We start from the raw sequence: 26,942 nt of genomic DNA, 5'->3' as shown, positions 1-26,942 counted from the left end.
AGCAGGGTGATGAGATAAGCATGCGTGATAGTTTGAAAATTCTGGTCGTCGACGACCTACCCGCCAACCGACTGTTAGTGAGTAAATATCTGCAAAAGCAGGGCTATCAGGTGCTGGAGGCCTGTGACGGACAGGAGGCGGTGGGCCTGTACGAGAGTGAGCAACCGGATATGATTTTGCTTGATGTCATGATGCCGGGCATGAACGGTTACGAGGCCGCACAGCAGATCAAGGCCCGTGCCAATGGCCGCTGGACACCGATTATCTTTCTTAGCGCCCTGGCCAAGGGTGAGGAACAGGTTAAGGGTCTGATAGCCGGTGGCGATGATTACCTGACCAAGCCAGTGAACCTCGATGTGCTGGATGCCAAGATCATGTCGATGCAGCGCATTGTCGAGATGCAACAACAACTCGCACAGACCACAGCAGAATTGCAGCTTTATCACAAGCAGGCGGAGGCCGAGCAGGAAACTGCGTATGCCCTGATGGAGCGCATGATCAATCAGGAGCGACTCAATGATGAAATGCTCCAGCACTGGGTTTTCCCAGCAAGCCGTTTTAGTGGCGATATTGTTGCCGCATCACGTTCCAGTGACGGTCGTTTGTACGTGTTACAGGCCGATTCCACCGGCCATGGCCTGACTGCGGCACTGCCGCTCATGCCCTTGTCGCAGATATTTTATGCGATGGTTGCCAAGGGGCTGCCCCTCTCAGAACTCGTCATGGAAATGAATCGGCGTCTCAAGGAACTCATGCCGGTGGAACGTTTTGTGGCGGCGGCATTGGTCGTGATTGACCCGTTAAAAAAGATCATGCAGGTCTGGAACGGTGGTTGCCCCGATATGTTATTACTCGATGAACAAAACCGTGTTAGCCAGCGTTTCACCTCTCGGCATGTGGCCCTGGGCATAACGGATTACAATGAGTTATTTGTCGAAACCGTTGTTTATAAAGATTGTGGCAAGGAACAGTTGGTGCTCTATTCGGATGGTCTGATAGAGGCCAAAAACAGCGAGGGTGAAAATTTTGGTGAGGAACGGGTGGTGGTGGCCCTGGAGGGCGCGAGTGATGAGGGCAGCCTGATAGCCCTGATCAATGCCATGAGTCTGCACCTCGGGGAAAGTATGGCACACGATGATATCTCCATCGTGATCCTGCGTTGCCAGGACTGAGGGTCGGGCAGGTTATTCCAGTAGCTCGAGCAACTTATCGCCGACGATTTTTTTCCGCCAGCCTTGTAACACAGGCAGTTCACGTTGTCCTGTCATCAGTGCGTTAAGGGTCTTGCGCGTGGCCAGTAATGCCGGGTCGATAGCGTGTTCCTGTGCGACCCTTTTCACTACCTTCATCAGGTCGTTGCCGAGTTTTTTTTCCTCGGCGGTGGGGCGCTCGCGGCGAATAATGACGGGCCATTGTTCCTTCGGTGTTGCCAGTGCCTGGCGAATCAAAACGAGTAACTCGCTGCCGAACCGATCCCGGGCCTTGTCAGACAGACCGGCCTCACTCAGGCCCGCGGCATCCTGCGGGCTGTTTTGCGCCAGGGCGATAAGCAGTTCATCATTGAGTATCCAGCGCCTTGGTTTGTCAGATTTTTGTGCGCGTTTTTCCCTCCACTCGGCAAGGGCCTGCAGCACGGCCAGTTGTACGTCGTACAGTACCTCCAGTCCCTTGACCTGTTGCCAGATGGTGCTGGCATCAACCAGGTAACGACGGCTGTCGGTCATGGCATGAAAATCTTCATCCAGCCAGGCGCCGCGACCACTGGCGGCCAGTTCATCGCGCAAGGTTTCATACAGCGTACATAAATAGCGCACGTCATCAGCGGCATAGGTGAGTTGTTCAGCACTGAGGGGCCGGCGTGACCAGTCGGTGCGGCTGTGTGACTTGTCCAGTTCTATATCACAAAGTTCTTTAACCAGTGCGGCGTAACTGATTTGGTTGCCATGACCGAGCAGGGAGGCGGCTAATTGTGTATCAAACAACGGTGCCGGGATATCGCCTCGCAGATGGGCGAAGATTTCCATATCCTGGGAACAGGCATGCCAGACCTTGGTAATGGCCGGGTCATAGAGCAGGTCAAACAGTGGCGCAAGGTCATTGATGGCCAGGGGGTCGATACAGGCGAGGTGTTCGCCATTGCTGATCTGGATCAGGCAGAGCTTCGGGTAATAGGTTTTTTCGCGGACGAATTCGGTATCCAGGCTTAGCCACTGACTACCGGCCAGTTGTGTGCAAAAGTGCTGTAGATCTGCGTCATGGTCTATATATAAGGCGTCATTCATGTCGCGCAGCATAGCAGCCAGGGGACGTGCATGCCATGCATCGCCTGTACAGAGTGGCCTTGAGCGTGGCAAGCGGTTAAGCTGCGCGCTATGCATGCACTGATTTTCCGTTTTTTCGATATATGTATGTTGCGCGCCGGGCCGCAGGACCTGCCTGCCTCGCCCCTGCTGTTGCGTATCGTGCTGGCCATGAATATCCTCGTCGCGACCCTGGTCAGCTTCCCGGTCAGCGGTTTTGACCGCGCCCTGGTGGAGGTCATCCTCGATATCCTCTTGCTCAGCGCCCTGCTGTATGCCGGTCTGCAGTGGCGTGGTCTTAACGCACGCTTTGTACAAATTTTCATTGCCCTGATGGGCACCGGAGTCATCTTCGGTATGTTGATGATGCCGGTGATTTACCAACTGGTTGCCGCGAATGCGGCCAACGACACGGCCCCGGCTGCGGCACTGGTGTGGTGGGGGCTCGTGTTCTGGAACGTGACGGTCTTTGCCCACATCCTCCGCCACGGTTTTAATATTCACTTTGCCTATGCCTTTGTCGTCGCGATTGCGTATATCCTGCTGTTCTGGCAGGTCAGTGACTGGATATTTGCGAGGGGCGGCTGATGCATATTCATATTCTCGGTATCTGTGGCACCTTCATGGGCGGCTTAGCCCTGCTCGCCAGGGCGATGGGCTACGAGGTCACTGGTTCAGATGCCGGCGTGTATCCGCCCATGAGCACCCAGCTTGAGGCGGCCGGCATTGTTCTGCACGAAGGTTATGACCCGGCACCCCTGGATCCCGCACCCGATTGGGTTGTGGTCGGTAACGCCATGTCGCGTGGCAACCCTGCCGTGGAATACATGCTCGACCGTGGTCTGGCCTATACCTCGGGGCCGCAGTTTCTCGCCGAGCACGTGCTGCCGAATCGCTGGGTACTGGCTGTGGCCGGTACGCATGGCAAGACCACCACGGCGAGTATGCTCGCGCATATTCTCGATGACTGTGGTCTCAGCCCGGGTTTTCTCATTGGTGGCGTGGCGCAGGGCTTCGGCATTTCGGCGCGCCTCGGTAAGGCGCCGTTTTTTGTTGTCGAGGCGGATGAATACGACACGGCCTTTTTCGATAAGCGCTCCAAGTTTGTGCATTATCGACCACGTACCGTGATCCTCAACAATCTCGAATTTGACCATGCCGACATCTTCGATGACCTGGCGGCGATCCAGCGGCAGTTTCATCACCTCGTACGCACCGTGCCGGGTAATGGCCTGATTATTACGCCGACAGATGACTCCGCCATTGACGAGGTGTTGGCGATGGGTTGCTGGACACCCGTTGAACGCATCGGCGAGGGCGGGTGCTGGCAGGCTACTGATAGGGTCGCTGACGGGCATGCCTTTAATGTGATTTGTGAAGGCCGTCACGTCGCTCGCCTCGACTGGACGCAGACTGGCGAGCACAATGTCAGTAATGCACTGGCCGCACTCGCGGCGGCCCGGCACGCCGGTGTCCCCGTGGCCGAAGGCATTGCTGCGCTCGGGCGCTTTCAGGGTGTGAAGCGACGCATGGAATTACGAGGTGAAGTCGCCGGTGTGAAGGTCTATGATGATTTTGCCCACCACCCAACGGCGATCGCCAGCACCCTGCAAGGTGCGCGTGCGGCAATGAACGGGGCGGGACGTCTGCTGGCCGTGCTCGAACCCCGTTCCAATAGCATGCGTATGGGGGTGCACCGTGACAGTCTGGCCGCTTCGTTGCAGGTGGCCGACAAGGTTTTTCTCTATACCCCGGCTGACCTGGCGTGGTCACCCGCGGTGGTGATCGATGCCCTGCCTGGCAAGGCCGCGCATCGGCAGGACATCGAGCAAACGGTAGCGGCCGTGGTCGCTGAGGCCCGGCCCGGTGATGTTATCCTGGTAATGAGCAATGGTGGTTTTGGCGGCATCCACGAAAAACTGCTCGCCGCATTGAATAAGGTTTAGCCATGAACATCGAACCGAGCGACAAGACCATTGCCCTGGCCATGACCGGTGCTTCGGGTGCCCCCTATGGCCTGCGCCTGCTCGAGTGCCTGATTGCCGCCGGTGCACAGGTGTATCTGATGGTCTCACCACCGGGACAGGTGGTGTTATCGATGGAGACCGTGCTTGATGTGCCGGGTCGCCCCACCGAGATGCAGGCCTATTTTACTGCACGTTATGGCGCGGCGGCAGGGCAGTTGCAGGTCTTCGCTAAGGATCAATGGACGGCACCGGTCGCCAGTGGCAGCGGCGCGGCCGATGCCACTGTGATCTGTCCCTGTACAACTGGTACGCTGTCGGCAGTGGCCTGTGGCTCGAGCAATAACCTGATTGAACGGGCTGCCGATGTTGCCATTAAGGAAGGCCTGCCCCTGATCATGGTCGTGCGCGAGACCCCCTTGTCGGCCATTCACTTGGAGAATATGCTTAAATTGGCCCGTTTGGGTGTGGTCATGTTGCCGGCCAACCCGGGTTTTTACCAGGGGCCGCAGACGATCGATGACATGGTCGATTTTATCGTCGCACGCATCCTCGACCAGCTGGGTATCGGTCATGACCTCTTGCCCAGCTGGGGTTCAGATAATGCGCCTTGAGCCAGACGTGACAGGGAGACACCGATGACAGCAACCGGACAAACATTGGAGATCCCGCTCTTCCCCTTGCACACGGTGTTATTCCCGGGTGGTGCCCTGCCGCTGCGCGTCTTTGAACCGCGTTATCTTGATATGGTGGGTGACTGTCTGAAGACCGACAGTGGTTTCGGTGTCTGCCTGATTAGTGAAGGCAAGGAGACCGGCAAGGCCGCGGAGAGTTTTGAACAGGGTACACTCGCCACCATTAGTTACTGGCAACAGTTACCGGATGGCCTGCTCGGTGTTACCGTGCGTGGCCAGCAACGTTTCCGGATTCTCGACCATGAAGTGGGCAAGAACCAACTCACCACCGCGCGGGTGGAGCTTTTTGAAAATGAGCCCGTGGTTGAACTTCCCTCGCGTTTTGAAATGCTGGCGAATATGGTCAGGGATATGTTGCAGGAGTTGGGGCACCCGTATACCACCTTGCCGAAATATTACGATCAGGCTGGCTGGGTCAGTTACCGCCTGGCCGAACTACTGCCAATTTCCCTGGTACAAAAGCAGTATTTCCTGCAACTCGATGACCCGCTTGAACGCCTCGAACGCCTGAGTGCCATCCTCGCCGAGATCGACCGTTCCTGAAAGACCGTCCTGGTCCCTGTCCCACTTGCGCGGAAAATACGGCACTATTTTTGTGTTAAATATATCTGCCACCAGGTCGATAGCCTGTCCATCAGCAGCTTTTTATCTATGAGGACACGAGGCACCGGCTATGAAGACTCTACAGAACTTTTCCATTGGTACCCGCATCGCCGTGGGCAGCGCCGGCGTGCTGGTTCTCGCAGTCGCGGTGATTGTGACTGTCGTCCAGCAGAGTATGAACGACATAATTAGTGAGGCTGAGCAGCGCGAACTCCAGAGTATTTTTGAAAACATCCAGAATTCGATTGGTGCAGAAACTCGCGTGGCACGTGCCATGAGTGCCGTGGTTGCGGGGATCCCACAGGTGCAAAAGGCCTTTGCCGACAAAGACCGTGAGGCCCTGGCGTCCATGTTTGTGCCGGGGTTTGCCACATTGAAAAAAGACTATGGTGCCCGCCAGTTCCAGTTCCATGAGCCGCCGGCAATCTCCTATCTGCGCGTGCACAAGCCGCAAAAGTTCGGCGATGACCTGTCATCATTCAGAAAGACCGTGGTGGAAACCAATCAAAAAGTCGAAGCGGTGGGCGGTATTGAAAAGGGTGTGGCCGGTCTCGGCCTGCGAGGCATTGTGCCGGTGAAACACGAGGGTCAGCATATCGGTTCCGTCGAGTTTGGCATGTCTTTCGGCCAGCCCTTCTTTGACAGTTTTAAAAAGCGTTATGGTGTGGATGTGGCCCTGCATGTGATCAAAGGTGAGGGCCTCGAACCCTTTGCCAGTACCCTGGCGAACAAGACCACATTAATTCAGGCCCACCTGAAAGATGCCCTCAAGGGTCATCATATTTTCGCCCATGGTCATATCGAGGAATTGAGCGTCGCAACGTATGCCAGGGCCATCGAGGACTTTAGTGGTCATGCCATTGGCGTACTGGAAATCGTCATGGACAGGAGCACCTATGCGACGAAGCAGAACAATGCCACCCTCCTCAATCTGGTCCTGGGTGTAGTGGCGGTCGTGATCGGCCTGCTGATCTCAGGTCTGATCGCCAGGGGGATTGTCAGCCCCATCAAACATGCCGCCACCGCCATGCAGGAAATCGCCGAGGGTGATGGCGACTTGACGAAACGTCTGGCGGTTGATGGCAAGGACGAAGTGGCCGCACTCTGTCACGGTTTTAATCTGTTTGCCGAAAAGGTGCATGCGCTGGTGAGTGATGTGGCCGACTCCACGGCCTATCTGAGCACCGCTGCGGGCGAGATGAATGCGGTCACGGTTGAACTGGACAGCAGTATCCAGCAACAAAAGGCCGAGATCGAGCAGGTGGCGACCGCCATGAACGAAATGACTGCGACCGTGCAGGAAGTCGCACGCAGCGCCTCGGATGCCGCCGGCTCTGCCGCGACAGCCAACGAACAGTCCATGGATGGCCAGAACGTAGTCGAGCAGAACATCAGCGCCATCCGCACACTGGCCAGTGAGGTCGACAATGCCGCCGAGGTGATCAATACCGTGGAGAGCGATAGTGAGCGCATCGGTACGGTACTGGATGTGATCCGCGGTATTGCCGAACAAACCAACCTGCTGGCACTGAATGCGGCGATTGAAGCGGCGCGTGCCGGTGAACAGGGGCGTGGTTTTGCCGTGGTCGCCGATGAGGTACGGACCCTGGCCAGTCGAACCCAGGCCTCGACCGAAGAAATCCAGGAAATGATTGAGAGCCTGCAAAAGGGTTCACGTAACGCCGTGACAGTGATGCAACATGGTCGTGAACAGGCCGAGGTGAGCGTGGGTCATGCCAGCCATGCGGGTGAGTCCCTGACGACGATTACCCAGGCCATCTCATCGATCAATGATATGAATACGCAGATTGCCAGTGCTGCAGAGGAGCAGTCTGCGGTGGCCGAGGAGATTAATCGCAATATCGTCAATATTAGTGATATGGCGACGATTATTTCCAACGGTTCGCAGCAGACATCGGCAACCGGTACTGAACTCGATCTTCAGGCAGGCAAGTTGCAGGCAATCGTTGCCCGCTTCAGGATATAAGACGTAGTTGCTTTCAGAATAGAAATAAAAAAGGCCGCAACGTTGCGGTCTTTTTTATGCAGCATGGCCTGGTCAGGCGGGTGGGTCATTTTTTCAGCAACATACCGACAAAGGCCTCGGCCACAGGGTGATCGAGTTTACTACGGTGACGGGCAATCCACAGGGTACGGATGATGCGAAAACCATTGACCTTGATATGGAACAGCTCGCCGTTACGGACCGCCTCCTCCACGGCAAAGCGTGGCAGGAAGCTGACATATTTGCCACGGGTGAGTATCTCGGTGATGGCCTCGTTGGAACCGACTTCCATGGCGACCTGTAACTGTCCGATACCGATACGTTGCAGGGCCTCGTCCATGCCATCACGTATTGAAGAGTGTTTTTCACGCAGGACGTATTTCAGGCCACGCAGTTCGTCTACGGGTAACAGGTCCGTACCGGTTAAGGGGTGGCTGGGGCCGCAAAGCAACCACAACTCATCGTCCATCCATTTTTGCACCAGCACATCGGGGTGGTCCGGGGCCTGCTCGAGCAGGGCGAGGTCGGTAATGCCGGCGGCCAGTTCGGTCTGGATCTTGCGGCCATAACCCATGCGGCTCTCGACGCGAAAGTTCGGGTATAACTCATCAAAGCGTATCAGCAGGTCCGGTAACAGATGCTCGCCAATGGCGAAGTTGACCTGCAGGCGCATACTCTCCAGGCCGCTGGCGAGCACACGCAGTTCCGCAGCCAGCGCCCGTTGCCGATCGAGGGCCTGTACCGCGAGCAGGTAGACCTTTTCCCCGGCGGCGGTGAGTTGCAGGCGCCCGCCACGGCGTTCGGTCAGGGGGATGCCATAGACCTTTTCCAGGGTCCGCAGGCGCTTGGTGATCGCGGGTTGGCCGACATGCAGGGCCTTGGCCGCCTCGCTGACCCCGCCGAGTTCAACCACGGCACGCAGGGCCGCCCAGCCGTTTGTATCCGGAAGCATAGTTATATTCCTGTTAGGAATATTATTATGGGGGATCCCGGGTCGAAAATCACCTTGGCAGGCGAATGAAAAATGTCGGCGTGAAAGGTGTGCCGTTCGCGGCCATGCACCCGTGACCAGTGATTCGCGCTGACGACCGGTACGGGCAGAAAAATCCACAAGCTGATAAAGTGGTGACAGAATTCGACTGGAGTGTACTAGACATGCAGATAGAAGAGGCGCGGCACTATCGTATTGGTTTTCAGCACCTCGGCTTTCGCCCCTTTTTCCTCCTGGCCAGCATCCTCGCCGTGGTATCGATAGGTGGCTGGTTATGGATCCTGACCTATCAGGGGCACCTGCCGGCCAGCCTGAACCTGTCACCGGTGAGCTGGCATGCGCATGAAATGCTCTATGGTTATGTTGTGGCCGTGATCGCCGGCTTTCTGCTCACGGCAGAACGTAACTGGACCGGCGTGCAAACCCTGCACGGTATGCCATTGTTGTTGCTGGCCGTGTTATGGCTGCTGGCGCGCCTGATGCCATTCATGAATACGCCGCAGTCGCTGCTGTTCATGGCGGCGTTCGACCTTATGTTTAATGCCGGGCTTTGCCTCGCCCTGTTATACCCGATAGTCAAGGTACGGCAGTGGCAGCACCTGGCGATCTGGAGCAAGGTGTTATTGTTACTGGTCGGTAATATATTGTTTTACCTTGGGGCAGTTAACGAACTGGATGACGGCATTCGGCTCGGCCTGTACACGGCCCTGTATCTTATTGTCTCGCTCATTATGCTCATGGGCCGGCGCGTGATCCCGTTCTTTATCGAAAAGGGCGTCGATCAACCAGTGAGCCTGGTCAACCACCGCTGGCTGGATCTGACCAGCTTGGCACTGATGCTGGCATTCATCATTGTCGAGGTGTTTGTTGTCTCACCGATGCTTGCCGCCATCACCGCCGCGGCATTAGCCGTCCTGCATGCCTGGCGCCTGGTCGGCTGGTACAGCAACGGTATTTGGAGTAAGCCCCTGCTCTGGAGTTTGTATCTCGGCTATGCCTGGCTGGTTGCTGGTTTTGCCCTCAAGGCCCTCTCCTACTGGAGTACGGTCAACCCAATGCTGGCCATCCATGCCTTTGCCTATGGTGGCGTTGGCATGATCACACTCGGCATGATGGCACGTATCACACTCGGCCATACCGGGCGTGATGTGTTTACCCCGCCGCGGGTGATGCCGGTGTTGTTCCTGTTGTTGTTCAGTGGTGCCTTTATTCGTGTAGTCATGCCGATCCTGACATCGGGCAGTTATGCCATGTGGATCATGCTTTCGCAGTTGTTATGGATGGCGGCCTTTACCGGCTTCGTGCTGGTCTATGCACCGATGCTGGTGAAGGGACGGGTTGATGGCAAGTATGGCTAGGCGGGTGTTTAAAACCGTAGCCGATATCCTTCAAACTTGATTTGTGCAGAGGATCTAAGTCAACTTCCATCTACGTGCTATTCATTGGCGGAAGTAAATAATCTGCAGGCAATGAACTTCTTATATATTTTTTCCAAGCCTTGATTATTCTCAAAATTAGTATTGTTTTTATAAAAGCAGGGCATCTACTGCTAACATTATAAGTAAACCTGCGATCTGTTTAACAATAGCGAGCCCTCTCTCGTAATGCCGGGACGAATCGTCACTGGCTTAAGGGTGCATGTCACATAATGGCAAAGGCACTGAGGCAGTGGAAACTATTTAATCGCTTAACAGGTGTTATCAACTACAAACTGGCTTTGTCCTATGAAAGTAAAACATAAACTCATCGCAATCCTTTTTATCCTGGTGTCCCTGATGGGGTTAATTGGCTACCTGGGGGCATTGGCGAGTAAGTATGTGGCGAAATCCTATGAAGGAAAGGATGAACACTTTCGGTCAATTGTTTTAGCCGCGACGGAACTCAGCGGGCAGGTCAAAACCCTCGAGAGTAAGCTGGTTTTACATCTAACACTGGACGCCCCATTTGACAAAGAGCAGCTTTCTGAAGGCTATGTATCGCTACAAAATCGGGTACAGGAAATCAAGGAGAAATTAACGTCACCCAGAGAAAAAGAATTCATTTATAAAATGGAATTTGAGTTAGAAAATATCTTACAGACAGGAATGTCTTTGATTGAAGAATATAATAATGATCTGGCCAGTACCGGAAAATTCAACACTAAACAATACGGGGAACAGCTTAGAAAATTTCATGATGGAAGTTCCTCTATAAGAAAAATCGGAATTATGCTTGCCGATGAGAACACGCTATTCCTGAACAGGCAAAAGCCCATTACGATTGCCGCCGAAACGGGCAGTTATGCTAAAAGGGCGGAAGGTCATTTAATGTTGTACTTGGCCTTAAATGAGCCGGCCGACAAAGAGAAATTTTTCAAACGGCATGCATCATTAAGAGAGAGGATAACAACACTCAGGCGCTTAACAAATCATCCTGCGGCCGGCGATATAATAGATAAAATGGAATTCGAAGCAAGAAAAATACTACAGGCAGGGAAGACTTTGCTGGAGGCCCACGATAGTGGCAACAGGGTACATGGGGATTTTCAGATTCAGCAGTATAGAGGGCCTGTTCTGGATTTGTCTTCCGCCACCTCTTTGGTGCAAAAATACAGCAATGAAGTGATGTTGCATAATTTTGATTGGGAGACCAATAAGACCAAGTTAGCCAGAGAGCAGGCGGCTTCAATTCAGAAGAATATTATTGCTTTGGTGATTGCATGTATTTTTATTGCCTCATTGCTTGGTTATGGTTTATATCGATCAATCACCAGATCTATAGAAAAACTGAAGGCTATGTCAATCTCAATAGGGAAAGGCAATCTTGATGCGCAATCTAAAATTGAAACAAATGATGAATTTGCCGAATTAGGCATCTCATTCAATAAAATGTGCAAAGCGTTAAAATCCTCCAGAGACGAATTATTGGCCGCCAAAGAAAGCTCGGAAAGTGCCAACCGCGCGAAAAGTGATTTTCTCTCGCGCATGAGTCATGAACTGCGTACACCCTTGAATGCCATTGTGGGCTTTGCGCAGATACTTGAACTGGATGAACTCGGAGCAAGGGAGCGTGAAAGTGTCGGGCACATCCATAAGGCTGGCCGGCATCTGACTGATTTGATTAACGAGGTGCTGGACATCGCCCGTATCGAATCCGGCCACCAGAATCTGTCCCCCGAGCCAGTGCACATATACAGTGTGTTGGAGGATACCTGGAACCTGATGCGCCCGCTTGCCGCCGAGCGTAACATTCAGCTCAAGGGTAATATTCCCAAAGATTGTAATGTCAGCGTGTTCGCCGATCTCCAGCGCTTAAAGCAGGTCATATTGAATCTACTGTCGAATGCGGTTAAGTATAATCATGATGGCGGCACAGTGCAGCTGTCATGTGCTGCGACTAACGATAAGATCATTCGCATCAGCGTCAGCGATACTGGCCCGGGTATCGCCGCGGAAAGTCATGAGCGGGTTTTCGAGGCCTTCGAGCGCCTCAATGCCGATGAAAGTGAGGTAGAAGGCAGTGGTGTTGGACTGGCGCTGAGCAAGGCGCTCATCGTGGCCATGGGCGGTAAGCTGGGCCTGGACAGTGAACTGGGTGTAGGCAGCACGTTTTGGATAGAACTGCCTTTGATTGATGGGGTGGCCGAGCAACATCATGATGGGAAAGAAAACCAGGGGCTGGCCACAACTACTGATGAGGAACAGGTCAAGCCTGTTACGTTGCTTTATATTGAGGACAATATAGCCAATCTTCGCCTGGTAGAGGTCGCGCTATCGAGAAAGCCACATATTGAATTGATCGCCGCGATGCAGGGCAAGATGGGGATCGACCTGGCCTTCCAGCATAAGCCAGCCTTGATCCTATTGGACCTGCACTTGCCGGACCTGATGGGGGATGAAGTCCTGGCACGTCTGAAGTCGCACCCGGAAACCCAGCAAATACCCGTAGTGATTATCAGCGCCGATGCAACAAAGCGTCAAATCGAGAAGCTGCTCTCCGCCGGTGCGTATGCGTATTTAACCAAGCCTTTTAACATTAAAGAGTTATTAAGTACCATTGACGCAGTGATTGAATCGGAAAGCGGATCTTGTTCGCGTGGTTGAGGCTCGCAGCATATAATTTAAAACCATACGCAAATATCAGCACACCCTTAAATACCCTGCCGTTCTTGACCTTTTCCCTTCGTTACTCTTTACTCAGTAAAGACAAGGGTAAACGCGTAGATGAATGGTTCATCTCTTATCCTTGAGGGTTTGCATTCATAGGGATAGGCCATGGCCGATAGAAAAGAACAGAGCGCAGAAGAAAACGTCCCGTGCGAGGTATGTCTCAAGGTGATCCCCGTCTCTGAAGCAGTAAATGAGGAGGCAGACGATTACGTCCGTCATTTTTGTGGTCTGGACTGTTATACAAAATGGCGGTTACAGAACACCACCGATGAAAACAAATAATCCAGGCTGAAGGACTGTCACCACGACATTTACCACCTCCTGAACCTCGCTGTTTTTGTAGGCATAGGTTCCAAGGGGAGGGCTGGTATTCCTCTGCGAGATACCTGTCATGATGGGCCAGGCAGCAAGGAATCCGATGCTTTCCTGGCTTATCGGTCTGCTCGTAGCGCGGGTAGTCATATCATATTTTTCTTAAGGTTTTCCATATCATAGCCGATATATATAGTGTATGGGCTTTTTCTAAAGACGATGTTTAGTCGTTAATATTAGAAAATTCAGCAGGTTGCAACGAAATTTGAAGTCTTGTGGCGGGTGCCGCCTGCTTGGCTATATCAGCAATACCACCATGACTGGGCCGCGACATTAAGAAAATTCTAAAGACGATAATGGGCGATTAGGGTTAAGGCATGAAGAAAATATTTCTGGCTTTATTTCTTGTTTTTCCTATAAGCCTTGTCTCAGGACATACGTTACAGGATAAGCCCGGGACAAGCATTCGCGTCGGGGTCTGGAACAATCCGCCTATCGTCTTGCAGGATGAGGGGGGGCAATGGCGCGGCATTGCCATTGATACGCTCAGGTCCATAGCCGAACTGCAAGGTTGGCAACTGGAATTCGTGCCGGGTTCGTTTGCAGATCATCTTAAGGGCCTCGACAATCACCAGATCGATATACTGACCGCGATTGCCTATTCGGACAAACGCGCCCAAAAGTATTCGTTTAGCCGTAATGCACTTATCAGTAACTGGGGGCTTATCTATACCCGCACCAATTCAAATATTGGTTCATTGCTTGAGCTGGAGGGCAAACGGGTTGCGGTAATGCGGAATAACATACACGCGGCAGCTTTCCGTGAACTGGTGGAAAAATTCGGCGTAAAGCTGGAATTGGTAGAGCGTGAGAACTTTAGCGATGTCATGGAAAGTGTGCGCGCAGGTGAGGCCGATGTGGGTGTGGCCAATCGTCTCTTTGGTGCAGTCAACGCCAATGCCTATCATCTGGTAGAAACCGGTATCGTATTTAATCCCATCAATATTCACTATGCCGCACCACATACCCGGCATAAAGCGATACTGGACACTATCGATGTGCAACTGAATCAATTCAAGGCTGATACGCATTCGGTCTACTATGCGGCCTTACAGCGCTGGATGAACCAGTCAATAAAACCTCATTTCCCTGATTGGTTACTATGGCTCGTACTGGGGCTGTTCAGTATCGTGATGCTGATGGCTGGCTTGGCGATATTGCTACGCCGACAGGTGTCGGCACGCACCCGTGAGCTACAGGCGGAGGTAGATGAGCGACGCAAAACCCAGGTACACCTCGATCGCCTGGCCTACTACGACCCGCTTACCGGCCTGCCAAACAGGGTCTCATTTTCGGAAACGCTTAAGGTTGCCATTGCCAGTGCCTGCCGTAGAGACTACAAGTTGGCAGTGTTGTTTATTGACCTGGACCGTTTTAAAACCATTAATGATAGTCTCGGCCACGATGCGGGCGATAAACTTATTACGCATGTTGCCCAGCGTCTTAAGGGTTGTTTGCGTGATGAAGACACCATTAATCGTTTTGGTGGCGATGAATTTGTCGCTATCCTGCCGGGCATTATTGATATATCCAATATCGACCTCGTTTGCAAACGTATGCTGAGGAGCATGCGCGCACCTTTCGATATAGGCGTGACGGATGTGTATTCATCAGCGAGTATCGGTGTGGCCTTGTACCCTGATGACGATGATACCAGTGACAGTCTGTTACAAGATGCGGATGTCGCCATGTATCATGCCAAGGAGCAGGGCGGTAACAATTATCAGTTCTATAATGCGGAATTTACTAATCGGGTTCGTAACCGATTGAGTCTGGAGACACGCCTGCGCCACGCGCTTGAACGCGATGAATTACGCCTGCATTATCAGCCGATATTTAATATTGCCGATCAACGCCCAGTGGGTGTGGAGGCATTAATGCGTTGGGAAGACCCCGAGCGTGGACTGGTGCCCCCGGACAGTTTTATCCCGCTCGCAGAAGAGACCGGCCTTATTGTGCCACTGGGAGAATGGGTGCTGGAACATGCCTGCGCCCAGGTACGTGAATGGGATGACCAGGGTCTTAGCCCGTTGCGTTTGGCGGTGAATGTTTCCTCCAGGCAGTTCGAGCACAACAAACTCCTTGCCACGGTGGCGCGGGCATTACGCAATGCCAGACTTGACCCACAGCGGCTGGAACTGGAAATTACTGAACGCATGTTCCTGAATATTTCAGATAAAGTGGCCGAGGTCTTTGACAAGCTTAAGAGTGAAGGGGTGGAACTGTCGATTGATGATTTTGGTACGGGCTATTCCAGTCTCAGTTACCTCAAACAGCTGCCTATCGATACACTAAAGATCGATCGTTCATTCATTAGGAATATACCCGACGATAAATCGGATGCACAGATCGCATCGACCATTATCACCATGGCGCAAGGATTGGGCCTCGATGTTGTTGCGGAGGGCATTGAAACCGAACAGCAATTCAATTTCCTGGCGGCGCTGGGTTGTGGCCGGGGCCAGGGATATTACATGGCCAGGCCCCAGCCAGCAGAAGACCTTGCCCGCTGGTTGCGAAACGATGCGCCCTTAGCGGCGACAGCGCATAATCGTTAAACCCTGCCAGGCGGCGGCATCCCCGGTAATAAGGGCTTACCTCGAATATCGACATCGGCACGTCCGCTTTATGACCCGTATAGGGTCAGCCCCCTCACCGTTATCGCATTGACCCTCACGGTCATATATCCCTGGGCAGCTATTATGACTGTAGGACTTGACATCGGCCAGAACCCGACATATATTTAACCATATGGTTAAATATAAAGACAACGAGCTGGATGCCACCTTTGGCGCCCTCTCAGACCCGACTCGGCGTGCGATCCTGGCCCGTCTGGCAGAGGGCGAGGCACGGGTAACGGAACTGGCGGCGCCATTTGGCATGTCCCTGCCGGCGGTATCCAAGCACTTGCGGGTGTTGGAAAAGGCCAGGCTGATACAGCGGAAAAAAGAGGGTCGGGTACACCGTTTTGTCGTCAACCCGGCACCGATGCAGGCCGCGATGTCCTGGGTTGAACACTATCAGCGCTTCTGGGAGCAACAACTGGAGGCATTGGGGCGTTATCTGGAGACAACTTCGAACAAGGAGGGTAAAAAATGACCATGGCAGCAGAAACGGCAACGGAGGTTGTAAAACTCAGTCATTCCTACGTGTTTCCCCGTGAGCGCGTATTCGAGGCGTGGACGAAGGCCGAGGTACTCGGTCAGTGGTTCGGCCCTCACTCACACGACTGCAAGGTAGAGGAATATGATTTTCGCGAGGGGGGTGACTACCAGATCCGCATGATCCCCGTGCGTGAAGACCATGACTGCAAGGGTGACCCGGAGGCGGACTCCGTCTGTGCCGGGAGCTTTGTTGAGATCAAGCCGGATGAAAGGATTGTCATGACCTTCGGCTGGATCGAAAACGCTGCCGACATCGGCGAGACGCTGCTGACGATCGAGTTTACGGCAACGGCCGCCGGCACGGATATCGTCCTGACCCATGAGCGCCTGCCGAATGAGGAACTGCGCCGCGCACACGAGGGTGGCTGGCAGGGCACGCTCGAGTGCCTGGAAGAATACCTCTCGAAATAGCGGCACTGTTCACCGCCCATGCAGGGCGGTGAATATTTTATTACAGTGTGGCCAATACCCGGGCCGCGGCGGCGATCGTCGCCTCAATATCCGCATCGGTATGTGCGCTGGAAACGAAGCCGGCCTCGTAGGCACTCGGTGCCAGATAGATACCTTCTTCGAGCATGCCGTGAAAGAACTTCTGGAAGCGCTCGACATCGCACTCTGAGGTCTGTGCGAAGTTACTGACCTTGTCGGCATCGGTGAAGAACAGGCCGAACATGCCGCCGACGTGGTTTTCGGTCATCGGCACGCCGGCGTTTTTCGCCGCAGCCATGATGCCGCTGACCAGCTTATCCACCTTGGCGGCGAGCGCGTCGTAGAAACCGGGTTCACTGATCAGCTGCAGGGTCTTCAGGCCGGCGGCCATGGCGATCGGGTTGCCGGACAGGGTGCCGGCCTGATAGACGGGACCGAGCGGAGCGATGTGTTCCATGATCGCCTTCTTGCCACCGAAGGCGCCGACCGGCATGCCGCCGCCGACGACCTTGCCGAGCGTGGTCAGGTCCGGCGTGATGTTGTAGTAGCCCTGGGCGCCACCGAGCGAGACACGAAAACCGGTCATGACCTCATCGAGGATGAGTACAGAATCGTGTGCATCACAGACCTCGCGCAGCCCCTCGAGGAAACCGGGCAGGGGCGGGATACAGTTCATGTTGCCGGCCACCGGTTCGACGATGATGCAGGCGATCTGATCGCCGATCTCAGAAAATACCTGTTTGACTTGTTCGATGTCATTGTAGGTGAGGGTAATCGTGTGGTTGGCGAGCCCGGCCGGTACGCCCGGCGAGGTCGGCACACCGAGGGTCAGCATGCCCGAACCGGCCTTGACCAGCAGTGAGTCGGCATGGCCGTGGTAACAGCCCTCGAACTTGACGATCTTGTCGCGGCCGGTGTAACCACGGGCGAGGCGGATCGCGCTCATGGTCGCCTCGGTGCCGGAGCTGACCATGCGCACCATGTCCATCGACGGCACGATCTCGCACAGCGTGTTGGCCATCTCGGTCTCGATTGCGGTCGGCGCGCCGAAGCTCAGGCCATTCTCTGCCGCCTGTTGGACTGCCTTGATCACATCCGGCTGGGCGTGACCGAGGATCGCCGGGCCCCACGAGGCGACGTAGTCAATGTACTGCTTGTCGTCTTCATCAAACAGGTAGGCACCTTTTGCACGTTTGAAGAACACCGGGTCACCGCCGACGCCCTTGAAGGCGCGGACCGGGGAATTCACCCCACCGGGGATATGTTGCTGGGCGGCGACAAATAGATCATGCGAACGGGACATTTATATTTCCTGACTGTTTGAGTAGAGGAGTTAGTAACGCAAAGATCGCAGAGGCGCAAAGGGCGCGAAGAAATACCAGAGTGCTTACGATCATAATTTTAGGTTATTTTAACAACTTTGCGGCCTTTGCGCCTCTGCGACCTCTGCGTTTTTTACTCGAAATTGAATAGTTGTGTGTAACGTTCTGCGGCGGCGGCAACATCCGGCTGGCCAAAGACGCCATAGATCACGGCCAGCAGGTCGGCGCCGGCCTCGAGCAGGGCCGGGGCGTTGTCGGGCGTGATGCCACCGATGGCGCAGAGGGGGATATCCAGTGCGGCCCGGGCCTCGCGCAGGATGTCCAGCTCGGCGGACGGGGCCTCGGGCTTGGTCTGCGAGTCAAAGAAGCGGCCAAAGGCCACGTAACTGGCGCCTTCACCCTCTGCCGTCTGCGCCAGTGCCAGCGAGGCGTGGCAGGTCACGCCGATGATGGCGCCACTCCCCAATCGCTTGCGCGCCGCCGTGACCCGGCCATCATCCTGGCCGAGGTGCACGCCGTCGGCACCGATCTTCGCAGCGAGTTCGATATCATCATTGATCAACAAGGGCACGCGCTGTTCACGGCACAGTTCGAGCACGGCACGCGCTGTGTGTTCACGCACGGCCTCGCTGCCGGTCTTGTTGCGGTACTGGACGAGGCGGGCGCCGCCGGCCAGCGCCTGTTGCACGTGTGTCAGTAAGTGCTCACCGCTGAGTTGATCATCAGTGATGACATACAGGCCTTTAAGAGTATTTTTAGTCATAAGTCTTTGTCAGGGTTTAAATCTTCAATAGCATTCTGTTCATGGTCTTTTTTAATACGCCCCGGTAACGACTGGCCGTGCCCGGGTGAATGGGCACGGCGCAGGCAGTGTTCGGTATAGGCAAGGGCATGGTGACAGGCGGAGGTGGCCTCTTCGCCCAGCGCCAGACGGGCGGCGAGAGTGGCGGCCAGGGTACAGCCGGAGCCGTGGTAATCGCCGGGCAGACGTTCGGACTCAAACACCTGCTGGCCCGCAGCAGTATACAGGGTGTTATATACTCGGTCGGTCGCTTCGTGAGTACCGGTGATGAGTACGTTTTTACAACCCATGCTGAGGAGTTGTTGTGCCGCCAGGTCGAGGTCTTCCTCCCCGCTCAGCTGGCGTGCCTCGAGGCTGTTCGGTGTCAGCAGGGTCGCCAGGGGCAGTAGCTGCTTACGCATCACCTCGAGCAGCCTGTCATCGCTCAGCTTCTTGCCACCGCCGGCGGCCAGCACCGGGTCCAACACCAGTGGGATACCGGGGTGCTGACGGATGATATTGGCGACGGTCTGCGCAATCTCGGCACTGCCGAGCAGGCCGATCTTGAAGGCGGCAACGGGCAGGTCCTTGAGCACGGCACTGGCGGCCTCGCGCAAGGTTTCGGCAGCGACCGGCTCGATGCGTTGCACATTACGCGTATCCTGCACGGTCAATGCGGTGATCAGGGTTGCGGCATGGGCACTTTGTGCGGCGATCGCCTCAATGTCGGCCTGTATACCCGCACCACCAATCGGGTCATGGCCGGAAAAACACAGGATGATGGGGCTGGCTTGCTGTCGTGACATAATTCGGTTTCAATATCGGCAGCTTAGAATAAAGCCGGAAACAAAGTAACTAGGTTATCATGCCCGTCGCTGTGTCGGTATGAATAAGGCCGACTGGATTAGAAAAAGGAAAATAATTTCATGAAGACCTATATGTGCGTGATTTGCGGGTTTATCTACGATGAGGAACAGGGTTATCCCCAGGAAGGGATTGCCGCAGGCACCAAGTGGGAAGACGTACCGCCGAACTGGAAGTGCCCGGAATGTGGTGCCGGCAAGGAAGACTTTGAAATGGTGGCAATTTAACGCCCTGCTCGTGGAAGGGGGCGCAAGGACGACGCACGATGAGCACGGGTTATTTTCTCCCTATTGGGCTGTTCCTATTAGCCTTGCTATTGCTGGCCATACTGGTATTGCGCAGCGCCCCGGCCAGTGCCGGCCCGGTGGTGGGCGAGGACGCACCAGCCTTTGACCTGCTGGACCAAAACAGCCAGCGTCAACGTCTTGAAGATTATCGCGGCCAGTGGCTGGTGCTGTATTTCTACCCGAAAGACGATACCCCCGGCTGTACCGCCGAGGCCTGCCAGTTTCGTGATGAGTATTACCGGATTAAGGCACTTGGCGCCGTGGTCATGGGTGTGAGCCTGGATGATCTAGCCTCACACAAGGCCTTTGCCGCCAAGTACCACCTGCCGTTTTCACTGCTGGCCGATGGTGAGAAAAAATTTGCCGCCGCCTATGGCGTGCTCAGTGGTTTTGGTCCTATCAAGTTTGCCCGTCGGCAGAGCTTTATTATTGACCCGCAAGGGCGTATCGCCCGCCACTATGCTCGCGTCAGCCCCCGACAGCATGCCGGTGAAATCCTCAGGGATTTACAGGCCTTGCAAAAACAGTCTGTTAAAACAGGGCATTAGCAATAATAAAGGTATGACAGGTGGCCTATAAATATTCATATTTTTGGCTACACTTAGAAATAAGTAAAAATGAACAATAAGCACGAGGGGAAGACCGATGGCGAATGAGACAACACAGCAAATGGCAGACCTGGCAGAGCGTTTTTGCCAATTGGTCGAGTCTTTCGATGAAAAGGCTGTTGAGCCATGGTTAGTCGATATGTCGGTCTTGTTACCCCAATTGGAAGAGGCCGTGAGCGCGCTGGGTCATAACCAGGATATGTCGGTTTATGAATCGAGCACCGATTACGATGAGCGCTTTGAGTTATTTACCCAACTCTATAAGGCCCTGGGTGAGCGTGATGGCTACAATTATGAATATGACGGCCTCGAAGGACAGCGTCTCTCCGGCAGCCTCGCCGATGACATCACCGATATTTATTTCGATCTGAAACGCGGCCTGAAGTTGCTGGATAACAACCCGCAGCTGGCGGCGCGTGACTGGCAGCACAGTTATGAATTTCACTGGCGGCATCACCTGATCGATGCCGAACGTCAGCTCAACCCGGCGGCCTCGACCCTGAGCCACTAGGCGGAAAACTGACTGTCCAAGTAAGGCCGACGGGCCTGGCTGCAATGAACCGGCAGATTAATTGCCGGTTTTTTTATTGCGGTGTGTCAGGCGCTTGTGTAGTTGTTGCGCCCAGATCAGGCTGCCGGAGGCAGCCAGTATGATTAGCAGGATGGCGGCTATATCCATCAGATAAACACCGAAACTGCCGAGAATCCGGCCACTGTGAATATCCAGGACAACCCGTTCGACTGGCAAAGTGCTTTGCTGGTAATGGCGTCGGAGTGTTTGCCCCAGTTTGTCGGGCAAAGTACCAGGGGTTGACCAGTCGATATCCGTCGGGGCCAGGCTGCCAGCTTGCCAGGCCGTAAATTCCACATTGGTCAGATAAATCCCGTCTGCGGTGCGCAGGGCGAGTTGCCGGTTGCCAAGCCGGCCAATGGCCAGTGGTGCTGCCGGCAGGCCTTCAACCTCACCGATACGCTCAACGATCTCGCCCCCGCTGGTTGCGATGAGCAGTTGTTGATCGACGGCGATGATGATCAGTTTGTCAAAAGACAGCACACCGACAAGCTGGGTGTAATGACCCGGCAGGACACGTTGCCCCAGGTAGAGACGGTCTTCAACCAGGCTGACATGCTCTTGTGCAACCGGGTAGCTGGACAGCCTCGCGGGCGCCTCAATGCCATACCAGTCGAGCAACCATTCAGATGCGACATGCTGTCGATCAAGTCCAAGCCGGTCAGTGTGGTTTAACATCAGCCCGCTGACAGCCAGGATGACTGTCAGTAGTGCAACACTCAGGCCGATATACCGGTGCCACAAATATAACGAGCGTAGTTTTATGGCGAACGGTTTTTTATGTTTATGGCGCGTCATGGGCGAACGGTGTGTGTTGATGGAGATACAATGCAAGGCGTGATAATTTTTTCAGGGCACGCACCGACAGGGTTGCGCCACTGATACCATCAATGGGCTTGTCCAAGTCGCGATCAGCTTGCAAACCAATATTGCTGAATTGCGCGGTAAAAAAGTCATGACGAACTTCCCAGCCACGACTTTCTCTGAAAATTAATACCTTAATACGCTCTATGCGATTTGCATTTATGACAATACCGACGGTAATCGGTTTTTCCTTGCCAATTTCCTCCAATACCCAGGCCGTGCGCCTGGCCTGGCCCCAGTAGCGCAGGCGCAGGCTGGCGGGTGGGTGACCAAGGATTTCGCTGGCATCCTCTTTCAATGTCCCGGTTAGCCAGAGACGACTGACCGCCGGCGGCTTGCCGGCGAAGACCTCATTAATAAACGCAGTCGGTTCCTGGTAGACACCACGTGCCGAGCTTGTTATTGGCAGCAGACTAATGAGTAACAGGCCAAGTATGCGAATCATCGTTGTTTCCTGAAAAAAAATGTACAGGGCACCGAGGTACCCTGTACATAATGGCCTACAGTATAGTATTTCTAAGGAAAATAAACTTAGAATTGATAGCCGATGCCAACATTAAACCCATCCACGTCACGATCACTGTCGTTATCGTTTTCACGATCCATGTAGTCGACCTTGATGACGACATCTTCATGCGGCCACCAGTTGAAACCGACATCGACCTGGTCGAACTCGTCCTGAACACGGACACCATCAACATCATTAAAGCGCGCAAAGACCCCGAATTCCTTGGTCAGTTTGTAACTACCCTCGACATAGTAGCCATCCTGCTTGTCAGCGTCGGCGGCTTCAACGGCATCACCGTCGATATCCCAGCTCGCATACAGGGCCTTGGCGGTAAACGGGCCGCGGTTCCAGATGGCGTGGGCCTCGAGCAGGGTGGCCTCGTCGGCACCGTCGCCACTGACCTGGCTGATATCGTTCTGGTAATGAACCGAGCCGGACAGTTCGAGCCCGGGGATGCCGGTATATTTCAGGCGACCGGTCATGGCGAGGTCATTGGCATTGGCATTAGAAATTTTCTGACGGCCACTGCGAATGCGGAAGGCACTGCTACCCGTGGTCGGGATCTGCAGGCCGGAGTGCAGGGCCAGGTCGGCGCTGAGTCCGTTGGCAAAATTACCGGTGACCGCGGCACCACCGGCCCACCAGGTCGCCGGAACAATGACGCTTTCTACGGGGTTACGCTCTACACCATAGAAGGTCGGTGGCTCATGGGTCTCATTGATAATACCCACGGGCAGCAGGAAGACACCGCCCTTGGCGCTGACCTCATCATTAATATCAAACTCGACATAGGCCTGTTCCACCTCGACTTCGCCATCGAGCGGGCTGCCATCGGCCTCCACCCCACCGTGTTCGACTTCGAGTTCGGAAACGAAGCGAGTACGTTCATTGAATTCGTGACCAAAATACACAACAAAACGGTGCAGGTCGATTTCCTTGGTATCGGTGCCATCACCGGCTTCAAGGTTATTGTAATGCAGTTCACCGTAGCCACCGATCGTGGTCTTGCCGCTGCCACCGTGACCACCGCTGCTGGCGACCTGCTGCTCGAGTATTTCACCCGTCGCCTCAACCTTTTCTTCAGTCTGCTGCGCCTTGGCCTTCAGTGCCTCAAGCTGTTTTTGCTGAGCCTGAATAACGGTCCACAATTCCTCAATAGTGGGGGCCGGTCCGGCTGCGGCGTGTACCAGTCCGGTCGTCGTCAGTGCCGTCAGCACGATACTCTGGCGTAATAAAACTGGGTATTTCATTTAAAACCTCCACAGGGTGAACAATATGCATTCTTGAGTGGAAGGATTGTACATAACTGTAATCTAAATGCAAATCATTCTCATTAAGATTAACATCATGCAGTCTAATTCCATAAATAGACAAATTCTGATATAGTTGTTGATAATCATTCTCATTTGTAGGGCATTTACCATGTTACGTACCACAATGCTGTCGCTGCTCTGCCTGACGAGTTCTTTTGCCCTGGCCGAGAGTGCCGGTTCACCTGTCGATATTTCAGGCGATATTCGTACGGGATTCTTTTCTAGTGACCGAGAGGATCGTGATGGCAGTCAAAATACGACGGATGAATTCCGCCTGCGCCTGCGTGTCGGGCTAGGGGGGGAGCTGACCGATACCTTGAGCGCCAAGGTCCGCGCGGCAGGGCGTTACTCCACCGATGATCGCAATCACAACCATTTCGAGTTTTTCTCCTCGATCCCTTCCGATGATGGCCTGCGTCGCGGGGACTCGACCATCGATGAACTGTATTTGAACTATCGGCCGAGCAAACAATGGCAGGTGCGTGTCGGTCGTATGCAGACCAAGTTCGAACTCGAGGGGGTGGCGAAAAAGTCGCTGGATCGTAATGACAGCCCGAATACCGATATCACCTGGACCGATGGCGTTTACGTGAAATACCAGGCCGGCAACGGTTGGGGTGTGCACGGCATCGTGCAGTACAACCCACAGGCCGGTGCGACCCAGGTGCGGCGCAGCCCGCTGGCCTTCACCGAAGAAGGCAGCCGGGCCAGTTACTTTGTTGCCCTGGAAAACAAGCAGCAGTGGGGGCCGGTCGTGCAGCGTGGCATCGACGTCACCTATTTGCCCGATGCCCTGCGCGTGGACGGAAATGTCACCGGACGTATCGATGATTACTGGGCCGTGGTCGGTCGCATGGCGGCACGCTGGCCATTGGGCAATAGCGGCATGAAGTTCATGCTCGCCGGTGAACTGGGTTATGCGCCGAACCGCCCGACGGCACTGGCAGTACGCACGGACACCTCGGGCCGTGCCGATGGCCTTGCCGGTCAGCTGACCTTTAACTTTATCGATATCGTACCGAAGCACAGCGTGGGTATTGTGCTGGGTCGTGCCGGAGACGGTTACCTGTTGTCACCGGATTTCCGTAGTAACACCAATCTCCTTGAGGCACGTTATCAATGGAAGATCGCCAAGAAACAGAGTTTTGAGGCACGCCTGCGTCACCGCGAGGACATTGATCGCCAGAACGGTGCGGCGGAAGACCGTGTCGATGTCGATTATTACCTGCGTTATACCTATAAGTTTTAAGTCATTTGTCCGGACGGTTTATAGGGATGAATTAGGCCTTTTCAGCCGGGCAAACAGGCGTACAATAGGCCACATAAATGCTTGAAAAATGTCGCCACCAGGCGGCAGAGAGATGGAGAACAGCGATGAGTGCAGCAATAGATTTTTCAGACCAGTTAACCAGTGAAGACATTAGCCTGACACCGGCTGCGACGGAGGTCATGGCCAAACTGTTTGCCGATGTTGATGACGATGATATTACCGCGGTCCGCGTCTTTGTCTCCGGCGGGGGTTGTAGTGGCATGACCTATGGCATGACCTTTACCGGTGAACGTTTCGATCACGACAAGGTCATGCAGGCCGAAGGTTTCCAGATCTTCGTTGACTCGTTTGCCCACAATTACCTGAAAGGTGTCGAGATTGATTATGTTGAAAACGGCATGAACGGCGCGAGCTTCGTGTTTAATAATGTCTTTGCCTCAACCGGTGGCAGTGGTTCCTGCGGTGGTTGTGGTAGTGGCGGCGGTGGTTGCGCCTAAACCGGTAGCCTGAAAAGATTGAGAGCGGGGCCACTCCTTATTGTGAGTTGGCCCCGTTTTTTATCGTGTACCGTTTAATATGAGTCAGTCTCAAAATATTTCGTCATTGGCCCGGCGTTTGCTGTTGCTGGCCCCCCATAATAGCTACCGTATCGCGCCCTACCTGCAGGCAGCGGCAGAACTGGGTGTTGAGGTCACGATTGCCTCGGCCGGTAAACACTCGCTGGTGTCCGCCATCAGTGAAGGCCTGCATATCGATTTTAACGACCCCGATGCGGCCATTGCCTTGCTACATAGCGTCCACCTCGCGACACCCTTTGACGCTGTCATGGGTAGTGATGACCACAGCGTTGAACTGGCCAGCCAGGTCGCAGAGGCCCTTGGTCTGCCGCACAATCCACCCGGGGCCGCCGCGATCGCCCGACGCAAGGATAAGGCGCGGGCCTGCCTGCAGTCGGCCGGTGTCAGGGTGCCGGCGCATTTTCAACTCGATTTGCACCACTCTTTAGCCGGGCAGATCAATGCGGTGCGTTATCCCTGCGTGTTAAAACCATTGGCCATGTCGGCCAGTCGTGGTGTGATCCGGGTCGATGATGAGGAGGGCCTGCTCAAGGCCGCTGCGCGTATCGAGACCCTCCTGCGCGATACCAAAGACGAAGAAGAAGGGCGCTATGTGCTGGTCGAGGACTATATAGAGGGGCTCGAGGTCGCCTATGAAGGCATGCTGGATAAGGGCCTGCTGCAACAGCTGGCCCTGTTCGACAAGCCGGATGCCTTGCAAGGCCCTTATTTTGAAGAGACGTATTACATCACCCCCTCGCGCCATGAGATAGCCTTGCAACAGGCCGCGCATGAAACCGTAGCCGCCGCCTGCCAAGCCTATGGGCTGCAACAGGGGCCGGTGCATGCCGAGTTACGCATGGATGCAGAAGGTAAGCTCTGGGTCATGGAGGTGGCGGCACGCACGATAGGCGGTGAGTGCGCGCGCCTGGTGGAACTGGCCACCGGTCAGCGTCTGGAAACCCTGGTGATCGCGCAGGCACTGGGGCAGGTCATTCCACAAAAAGAATTTAGCGGCGGGGCGGGGGTCCTGATGATACCGATCCCAAAGGCCGGGATCCTGCGACGCGTCGAAGGCACCCTGGCGGCACAGGCCGTTGAGGGTATTGAGGAGCTGGTCATCAGCGTGCGCGAAGGTCACGAACTGGTACCGGTGCCGGATGGCGCGAGTTATCTCGGTTTTATTTATGCCGTCGCCGAGGATGCGCCGCAGGCCGAGCAGGCCCTGCGAGCGGCGCATGCCAAATTAACGATTGTTACCGCACCATTATTTGGTATCGAAGACCGGCGAGACGCAAGGTCTTAAATTCAACGCATTGACATCGA

26 protein-coding genes are annotated in these 26,942 nt (G+C 54.7%); 18 read left to right on the top strand and 8 right to left on the bottom strand.

From position 1 onward, the window contains the following. Positions 1-20 precede the first annotated feature (20 nt). A complete protein-coding gene (locus tag EL386_RS13130) occupies positions 21-1,172 on the top strand; it encodes a PP2C family protein-serine/threonine phosphatase (RefSeq protein WP_126456684.1) in 1,152 nt (383 codons plus the stop codon). 12 nt (positions 1,173-1,184) lie between these two features. Here the strand turns inward: EL386_RS13130 and rnd are convergent, their stop codons facing one another. Beyond that, positions 1,185-2,378: a ribonuclease D gene (gene rnd / locus EL386_RS13125; protein WP_126456683.1), complete on the bottom strand. Its 1,194-nt coding sequence runs from the start codon at positions 2,376-2,378 to the stop codon at positions 1,185-1,187. On the opposite strand from rnd, the gene EL386_RS13120 reads away from it, so the two are divergent. From EL386_RS13120 to EL386_RS13100, 5 genes are all read left to right on the top strand, one after another. Beyond that, complete coding sequence (locus EL386_RS13120) at positions 2,373-2,888, top strand: hypothetical protein (RefSeq protein WP_126456682.1); 516 nt, start codon at positions 2,373-2,375, stop codon at positions 2,886-2,888. The two genes, rnd and EL386_RS13120, sit on opposite strands and share 6 nt — an antisense overlap. Further along, positions 2,888-4,246, top strand: coding sequence for a UDP-N-acetylmuramate:L-alanyl-gamma-D-glutamyl-meso-diaminopimelate ligase (mpl, locus tag EL386_RS13115; protein WP_126456681.1), 1,359 nt, complete (start codon positions 2,888-2,890; stop codon positions 4,244-4,246). Before EL386_RS13120 ends, mpl begins: the two co-directional genes overlap by 1 nt. A gap of 8 nt (positions 4,247-4,254) precedes the next feature. After that, positions 4,255-4,878 (top strand): flavin prenyltransferase UbiX, encoded by a 624-nt coding sequence (locus tag EL386_RS13110; RefSeq protein WP_420856735.1) that lies wholly within the window; start codon positions 4,255-4,257, stop codon positions 4,876-4,878. Positions 4,879-4,902: 24 nt separating this feature from the next. Further along, complete coding sequence (locus EL386_RS13105) at positions 4,903-5,502, top strand: LON peptidase substrate-binding domain-containing protein (protein ID WP_126456679.1); 600 nt, start codon at positions 4,903-4,905, stop codon at positions 5,500-5,502. 130 nt (positions 5,503-5,632) lie between these two features. Beyond that, positions 5,633-7,549, top strand: coding sequence for a methyl-accepting chemotaxis protein (locus tag EL386_RS13100; protein ID WP_126456678.1), 1,917 nt, complete (start codon positions 5,633-5,635; stop codon positions 7,547-7,549). An 85-nt stretch (positions 7,550-7,634) separates the two neighbouring features. On the opposite strand, the gene EL386_RS13095 is transcribed toward EL386_RS13100, so the two are convergent. Continuing rightward, on the bottom strand, positions 7,635-8,519 hold the full coding sequence (locus tag EL386_RS13095; RefSeq protein WP_126456677.1) for a LysR family transcriptional regulator: 885 nt from the start codon (positions 8,517-8,519) through the stop codon (positions 7,635-7,637). Positions 8,520-8,722: 203 nt separating this feature from the next. Between EL386_RS13095 and EL386_RS13090 the strand changes: the two genes are divergently transcribed. From EL386_RS13090 to EL386_RS13065, 6 genes are all read left to right on the top strand, one after another. Next, a complete protein-coding gene (locus EL386_RS13090) occupies positions 8,723-9,916 on the top strand; it encodes an NnrS family protein (protein WP_126456676.1) in 1,194 nt (397 codons plus the stop codon). Between the two features lie 366 nt (positions 9,917-10,282). Then, positions 10,283-12,640 (top strand): ATP-binding protein, encoded by a 2,358-nt coding sequence (locus EL386_RS13085; RefSeq protein ID WP_126456675.1) that lies wholly within the window; start codon positions 10,283-10,285, stop codon positions 12,638-12,640. 171 nt (positions 12,641-12,811) lie between these two features. Continuing rightward, the gene (locus EL386_RS13080) at positions 12,812-12,988 is read left to right on the top strand and encodes a DUF3330 domain-containing protein (protein WP_126456674.1); all 177 of its coding nucleotides are present in this window, start codon (positions 12,812-12,814) and stop codon (positions 12,986-12,988) included. A 407-nt stretch (positions 12,989-13,395) separates the two neighbouring features. After that, complete coding sequence (locus EL386_RS13075; protein WP_126456673.1) at positions 13,396-15,636, top strand: EAL domain-containing protein; 2,241 nt, start codon at positions 13,396-13,398, stop codon at positions 15,634-15,636. Positions 15,637-15,829: 193 nt separating this feature from the next. Beyond that, the gene (locus EL386_RS13070) at positions 15,830-16,177 is read left to right on the top strand and encodes an ArsR/SmtB family transcription factor (protein ID WP_126456672.1); all 348 of its coding nucleotides are present in this window, start codon (positions 15,830-15,832) and stop codon (positions 16,175-16,177) included. Then, on the top strand, positions 16,174-16,653 hold the full coding sequence (locus tag EL386_RS13065; RefSeq protein ID WP_126456671.1) for an SRPBCC family protein: 480 nt from the start codon (positions 16,174-16,176) through the stop codon (positions 16,651-16,653). The genes EL386_RS13070 and EL386_RS13065 overlap by 4 nt, the downstream gene beginning before the upstream one ends. A gap of 40 nt (positions 16,654-16,693) precedes the next feature. On the opposite strand, the gene hemL is transcribed toward EL386_RS13065, so the two are convergent. The 3 genes from hemL to thiD all read right to left on the bottom strand — a co-directional run bounded on the left by hemL (position 16,694) and on the right by thiD (position 19,580). Further along, a complete protein-coding gene (gene hemL, locus EL386_RS13060) occupies positions 16,694-17,974 on the bottom strand; it encodes a glutamate-1-semialdehyde 2,1-aminomutase (protein WP_126456670.1) in 1,281 nt (426 codons plus the stop codon). A 152-nt stretch (positions 17,975-18,126) separates the two neighbouring features. After that, entirely contained in the window at positions 18,127-18,756 is a 630-nt protein-coding gene (thiE, locus tag EL386_RS13055) for a thiamine phosphate synthase (protein WP_126456669.1), read from the bottom strand. After that, positions 18,753-19,580 (bottom strand): bifunctional hydroxymethylpyrimidine kinase/phosphomethylpyrimidine kinase, encoded by an 828-nt coding sequence (gene thiD, locus EL386_RS13050; protein ID WP_126456668.1) that lies wholly within the window; start codon positions 19,578-19,580, stop codon positions 18,753-18,755. The genes thiE and thiD overlap by 4 nt, the downstream gene beginning before the upstream one ends. A 120-nt stretch (positions 19,581-19,700) precedes the next feature. On the opposite strand from thiD, the gene EL386_RS13045 reads away from it, so the two are divergent. The 3 genes from EL386_RS13045 (at position 19,701) to EL386_RS13035 (ending at position 21,044) form a co-directional block, all read left to right on the top strand. Next, the gene (locus EL386_RS13045; RefSeq protein ID WP_126456667.1) at positions 19,701-19,865 is read left to right on the top strand and encodes a rubredoxin; all 165 of its coding nucleotides are present in this window, start codon (positions 19,701-19,703) and stop codon (positions 19,863-19,865) included. A gap of 38 nt (positions 19,866-19,903) precedes the next feature. Beyond that, positions 19,904-20,473: a peroxiredoxin gene (locus EL386_RS13040; protein WP_126456666.1), complete on the top strand. Its 570-nt coding sequence runs from the start codon at positions 19,904-19,906 to the stop codon at positions 20,471-20,473. 97 nt (positions 20,474-20,570) lie between these two features. Continuing rightward, the gene (locus tag EL386_RS13035; protein ID WP_126456665.1) at positions 20,571-21,044 is read left to right on the top strand and encodes a DUF5063 domain-containing protein; all 474 of its coding nucleotides are present in this window, start codon (positions 20,571-20,573) and stop codon (positions 21,042-21,044) included. A gap of 57 nt (positions 21,045-21,101) precedes the next feature. Here EL386_RS13035 and EL386_RS13030 read toward each other — a convergent pair whose 3' ends face one another. The 3 genes from EL386_RS13030 to EL386_RS13020 all read right to left on the bottom strand — a co-directional run bounded on the left by EL386_RS13030 (position 21,102) and on the right by EL386_RS13020 (position 23,726). Further along, positions 21,102-21,782 carry a PepSY domain-containing protein gene (locus EL386_RS13030; RefSeq protein ID WP_338057547.1) on the bottom strand — a complete coding sequence of 227 codons (681 nt, stop codon included), beginning with the start codon at positions 21,780-21,782 and terminating at the stop codon, positions 21,102-21,104. A gap of 106 nt (positions 21,783-21,888) precedes the next feature. Further along, a complete protein-coding gene (locus tag EL386_RS13025; RefSeq protein WP_126456663.1) occupies positions 21,889-22,413 on the bottom strand; it encodes an FMN-binding protein in 525 nt (174 codons plus the stop codon). An 86-nt stretch (positions 22,414-22,499) separates the two neighbouring features. Then, the gene (locus EL386_RS13020; protein ID WP_126456662.1) at positions 22,500-23,726 is read right to left on the bottom strand and encodes a porin; all 1,227 of its coding nucleotides are present in this window, start codon (positions 23,724-23,726) and stop codon (positions 22,500-22,502) included. 172 nt (positions 23,727-23,898) lie between these two features. On the opposite strand from EL386_RS13020, the gene EL386_RS13015 reads away from it, so the two are divergent. The 3 genes from EL386_RS13015 (at position 23,899) to EL386_RS13005 (ending at position 26,922) form a co-directional block, all read left to right on the top strand. Next, positions 23,899-25,038: a porin gene (locus EL386_RS13015; protein ID WP_126456661.1), complete on the top strand. Its 1,140-nt coding sequence runs from the start codon at positions 23,899-23,901 to the stop codon at positions 25,036-25,038. 125 nt (positions 25,039-25,163) lie between these two features. After that, positions 25,164-25,556 carry a HesB/IscA family protein gene (locus EL386_RS13010; protein WP_126456660.1) on the top strand — a complete coding sequence of 131 codons (393 nt, stop codon included), beginning with the start codon at positions 25,164-25,166 and terminating at the stop codon, positions 25,554-25,556. 79 nt (positions 25,557-25,635) lie between these two features. Next, entirely contained in the window at positions 25,636-26,922 is a 1,287-nt protein-coding gene (locus EL386_RS13005) for an ATP-grasp domain-containing protein (protein ID WP_126456659.1), read from the top strand. Positions 26,923-26,942 lie beyond the last annotated feature (20 nt).

It is taken from the genome of Sulfuriflexus mobilis, from assembly GCF_003967195.1.
Lineage (GTDB): Bacteria > Pseudomonadota > Gammaproteobacteria > AKS1 > AKS1 > Sulfuriflexus > Sulfuriflexus mobilis.
This window is presented reverse-complemented; position numbering and strand designations above follow the sequence as displayed.

What these genes read in the sequence shown, in the direction of transcription:
- mpl (WP_126456681.1), top strand. Translation starts at nt 2,888, where the DNA reads ATGCATATTCATATTCTCGGTATCTGTGGCACCTTCATGGGCGGCTTA.
- EL386_RS13130 (WP_126456684.1), top strand. Translation starts at nt 21, where the DNA reads ATGCGTGATAGTTTGAAAATTCTGGTCGTCGACGACCTACCCGCCAAC.
- EL386_RS13075 (WP_126456673.1), top strand. Translation starts at nt 13,396, where the DNA reads ATGAAGAAAATATTTCTGGCTTTATTTCTTGTTTTTCCTATAAGCCTT.
- EL386_RS13045 (WP_126456667.1), top strand. Translation starts at nt 19,701, where the DNA reads ATGAAGACCTATATGTGCGTGATTTGCGGGTTTATCTACGATGAGGAA.
- hemL (WP_126456670.1), bottom strand. Translation starts at nt 17,974, where the DNA reads ATGTCCCGTTCGCATGATCTATTTGTCGCCGCCCAGCAACATATCCCC.
- EL386_RS13035 (WP_126456665.1), top strand. Translation starts at nt 20,571, where the DNA reads ATGGCGAATGAGACAACACAGCAAATGGCAGACCTGGCAGAGCGTTTT.
- EL386_RS13020 (WP_126456662.1), bottom strand. Translation starts at nt 23,726, where the DNA reads ATGAAATACCCAGTTTTATTACGCCAGAGTATCGTGCTGACGGCACTG.
- EL386_RS13105 (WP_126456679.1), top strand. Translation starts at nt 4,903, where the DNA reads ATGACAGCAACCGGACAAACATTGGAGATCCCGCTCTTCCCCTTGCAC.
- EL386_RS13065 (WP_126456671.1), top strand. Translation starts at nt 16,174, where the DNA reads ATGACCATGGCAGCAGAAACGGCAACGGAGGTTGTAAAACTCAGTCAT.
- EL386_RS13090 (WP_126456676.1), top strand. Translation starts at nt 8,723, where the DNA reads ATGCAGATAGAAGAGGCGCGGCACTATCGTATTGGTTTTCAGCACCTC.
- EL386_RS13120 (WP_126456682.1), top strand. Translation starts at nt 2,373, where the DNA reads ATGCATGCACTGATTTTCCGTTTTTTCGATATATGTATGTTGCGCGCC.
- rnd (WP_126456683.1), bottom strand. Translation starts at nt 2,378, where the DNA reads ATGCATAGCGCGCAGCTTAACCGCTTGCCACGCTCAAGGCCACTCTGT.
- EL386_RS13080 (WP_126456674.1), top strand. Translation starts at nt 12,812, where the DNA reads ATGGCCGATAGAAAAGAACAGAGCGCAGAAGAAAACGTCCCGTGCGAG.
- EL386_RS13100 (WP_126456678.1), top strand. Translation starts at nt 5,633, where the DNA reads ATGAAGACTCTACAGAACTTTTCCATTGGTACCCGCATCGCCGTGGGC.
- EL386_RS13095 (WP_126456677.1), bottom strand. Translation starts at nt 8,519, where the DNA reads ATGCTTCCGGATACAAACGGCTGGGCGGCCCTGCGTGCCGTGGTTGAA.
- EL386_RS13025 (WP_126456663.1), bottom strand. Translation starts at nt 22,413, where the DNA reads ATGATTCGCATACTTGGCCTGTTACTCATTAGTCTGCTGCCAATAACA.
- EL386_RS13030 (WP_338057547.1), bottom strand. Translation starts at nt 21,782, where the DNA reads ATGTTAAACCACACTGACCGGCTTGGACTTGATCGACAGCATGTCGCA.
- EL386_RS13005 (WP_126456659.1), top strand. Translation starts at nt 25,636, where the DNA reads ATGAGTCAGTCTCAAAATATTTCGTCATTGGCCCGGCGTTTGCTGTTG.
- EL386_RS13085 (WP_126456675.1), top strand. Translation starts at nt 10,283, where the DNA reads ATGAAAGTAAAACATAAACTCATCGCAATCCTTTTTATCCTGGTGTCC.
- EL386_RS13010 (WP_126456660.1), top strand. Translation starts at nt 25,164, where the DNA reads ATGAGTGCAGCAATAGATTTTTCAGACCAGTTAACCAGTGAAGACATT.
- EL386_RS13015 (WP_126456661.1), top strand. Translation starts at nt 23,899, where the DNA reads ATGTTACGTACCACAATGCTGTCGCTGCTCTGCCTGACGAGTTCTTTT.
- EL386_RS13070 (WP_126456672.1), top strand. Translation starts at nt 15,830, where the DNA reads ATGGTTAAATATAAAGACAACGAGCTGGATGCCACCTTTGGCGCCCTC.
- thiD (WP_126456668.1), bottom strand. Translation starts at nt 19,580, where the DNA reads ATGTCACGACAGCAAGCCAGCCCCATCATCCTGTGTTTTTCCGGCCAT.
- thiE (WP_126456669.1), bottom strand. Translation starts at nt 18,756, where the DNA reads ATGACTAAAAATACTCTTAAAGGCCTGTATGTCATCACTGATGATCAA.
- EL386_RS13040 (WP_126456666.1), top strand. Translation starts at nt 19,904, where the DNA reads ATGAGCACGGGTTATTTTCTCCCTATTGGGCTGTTCCTATTAGCCTTG.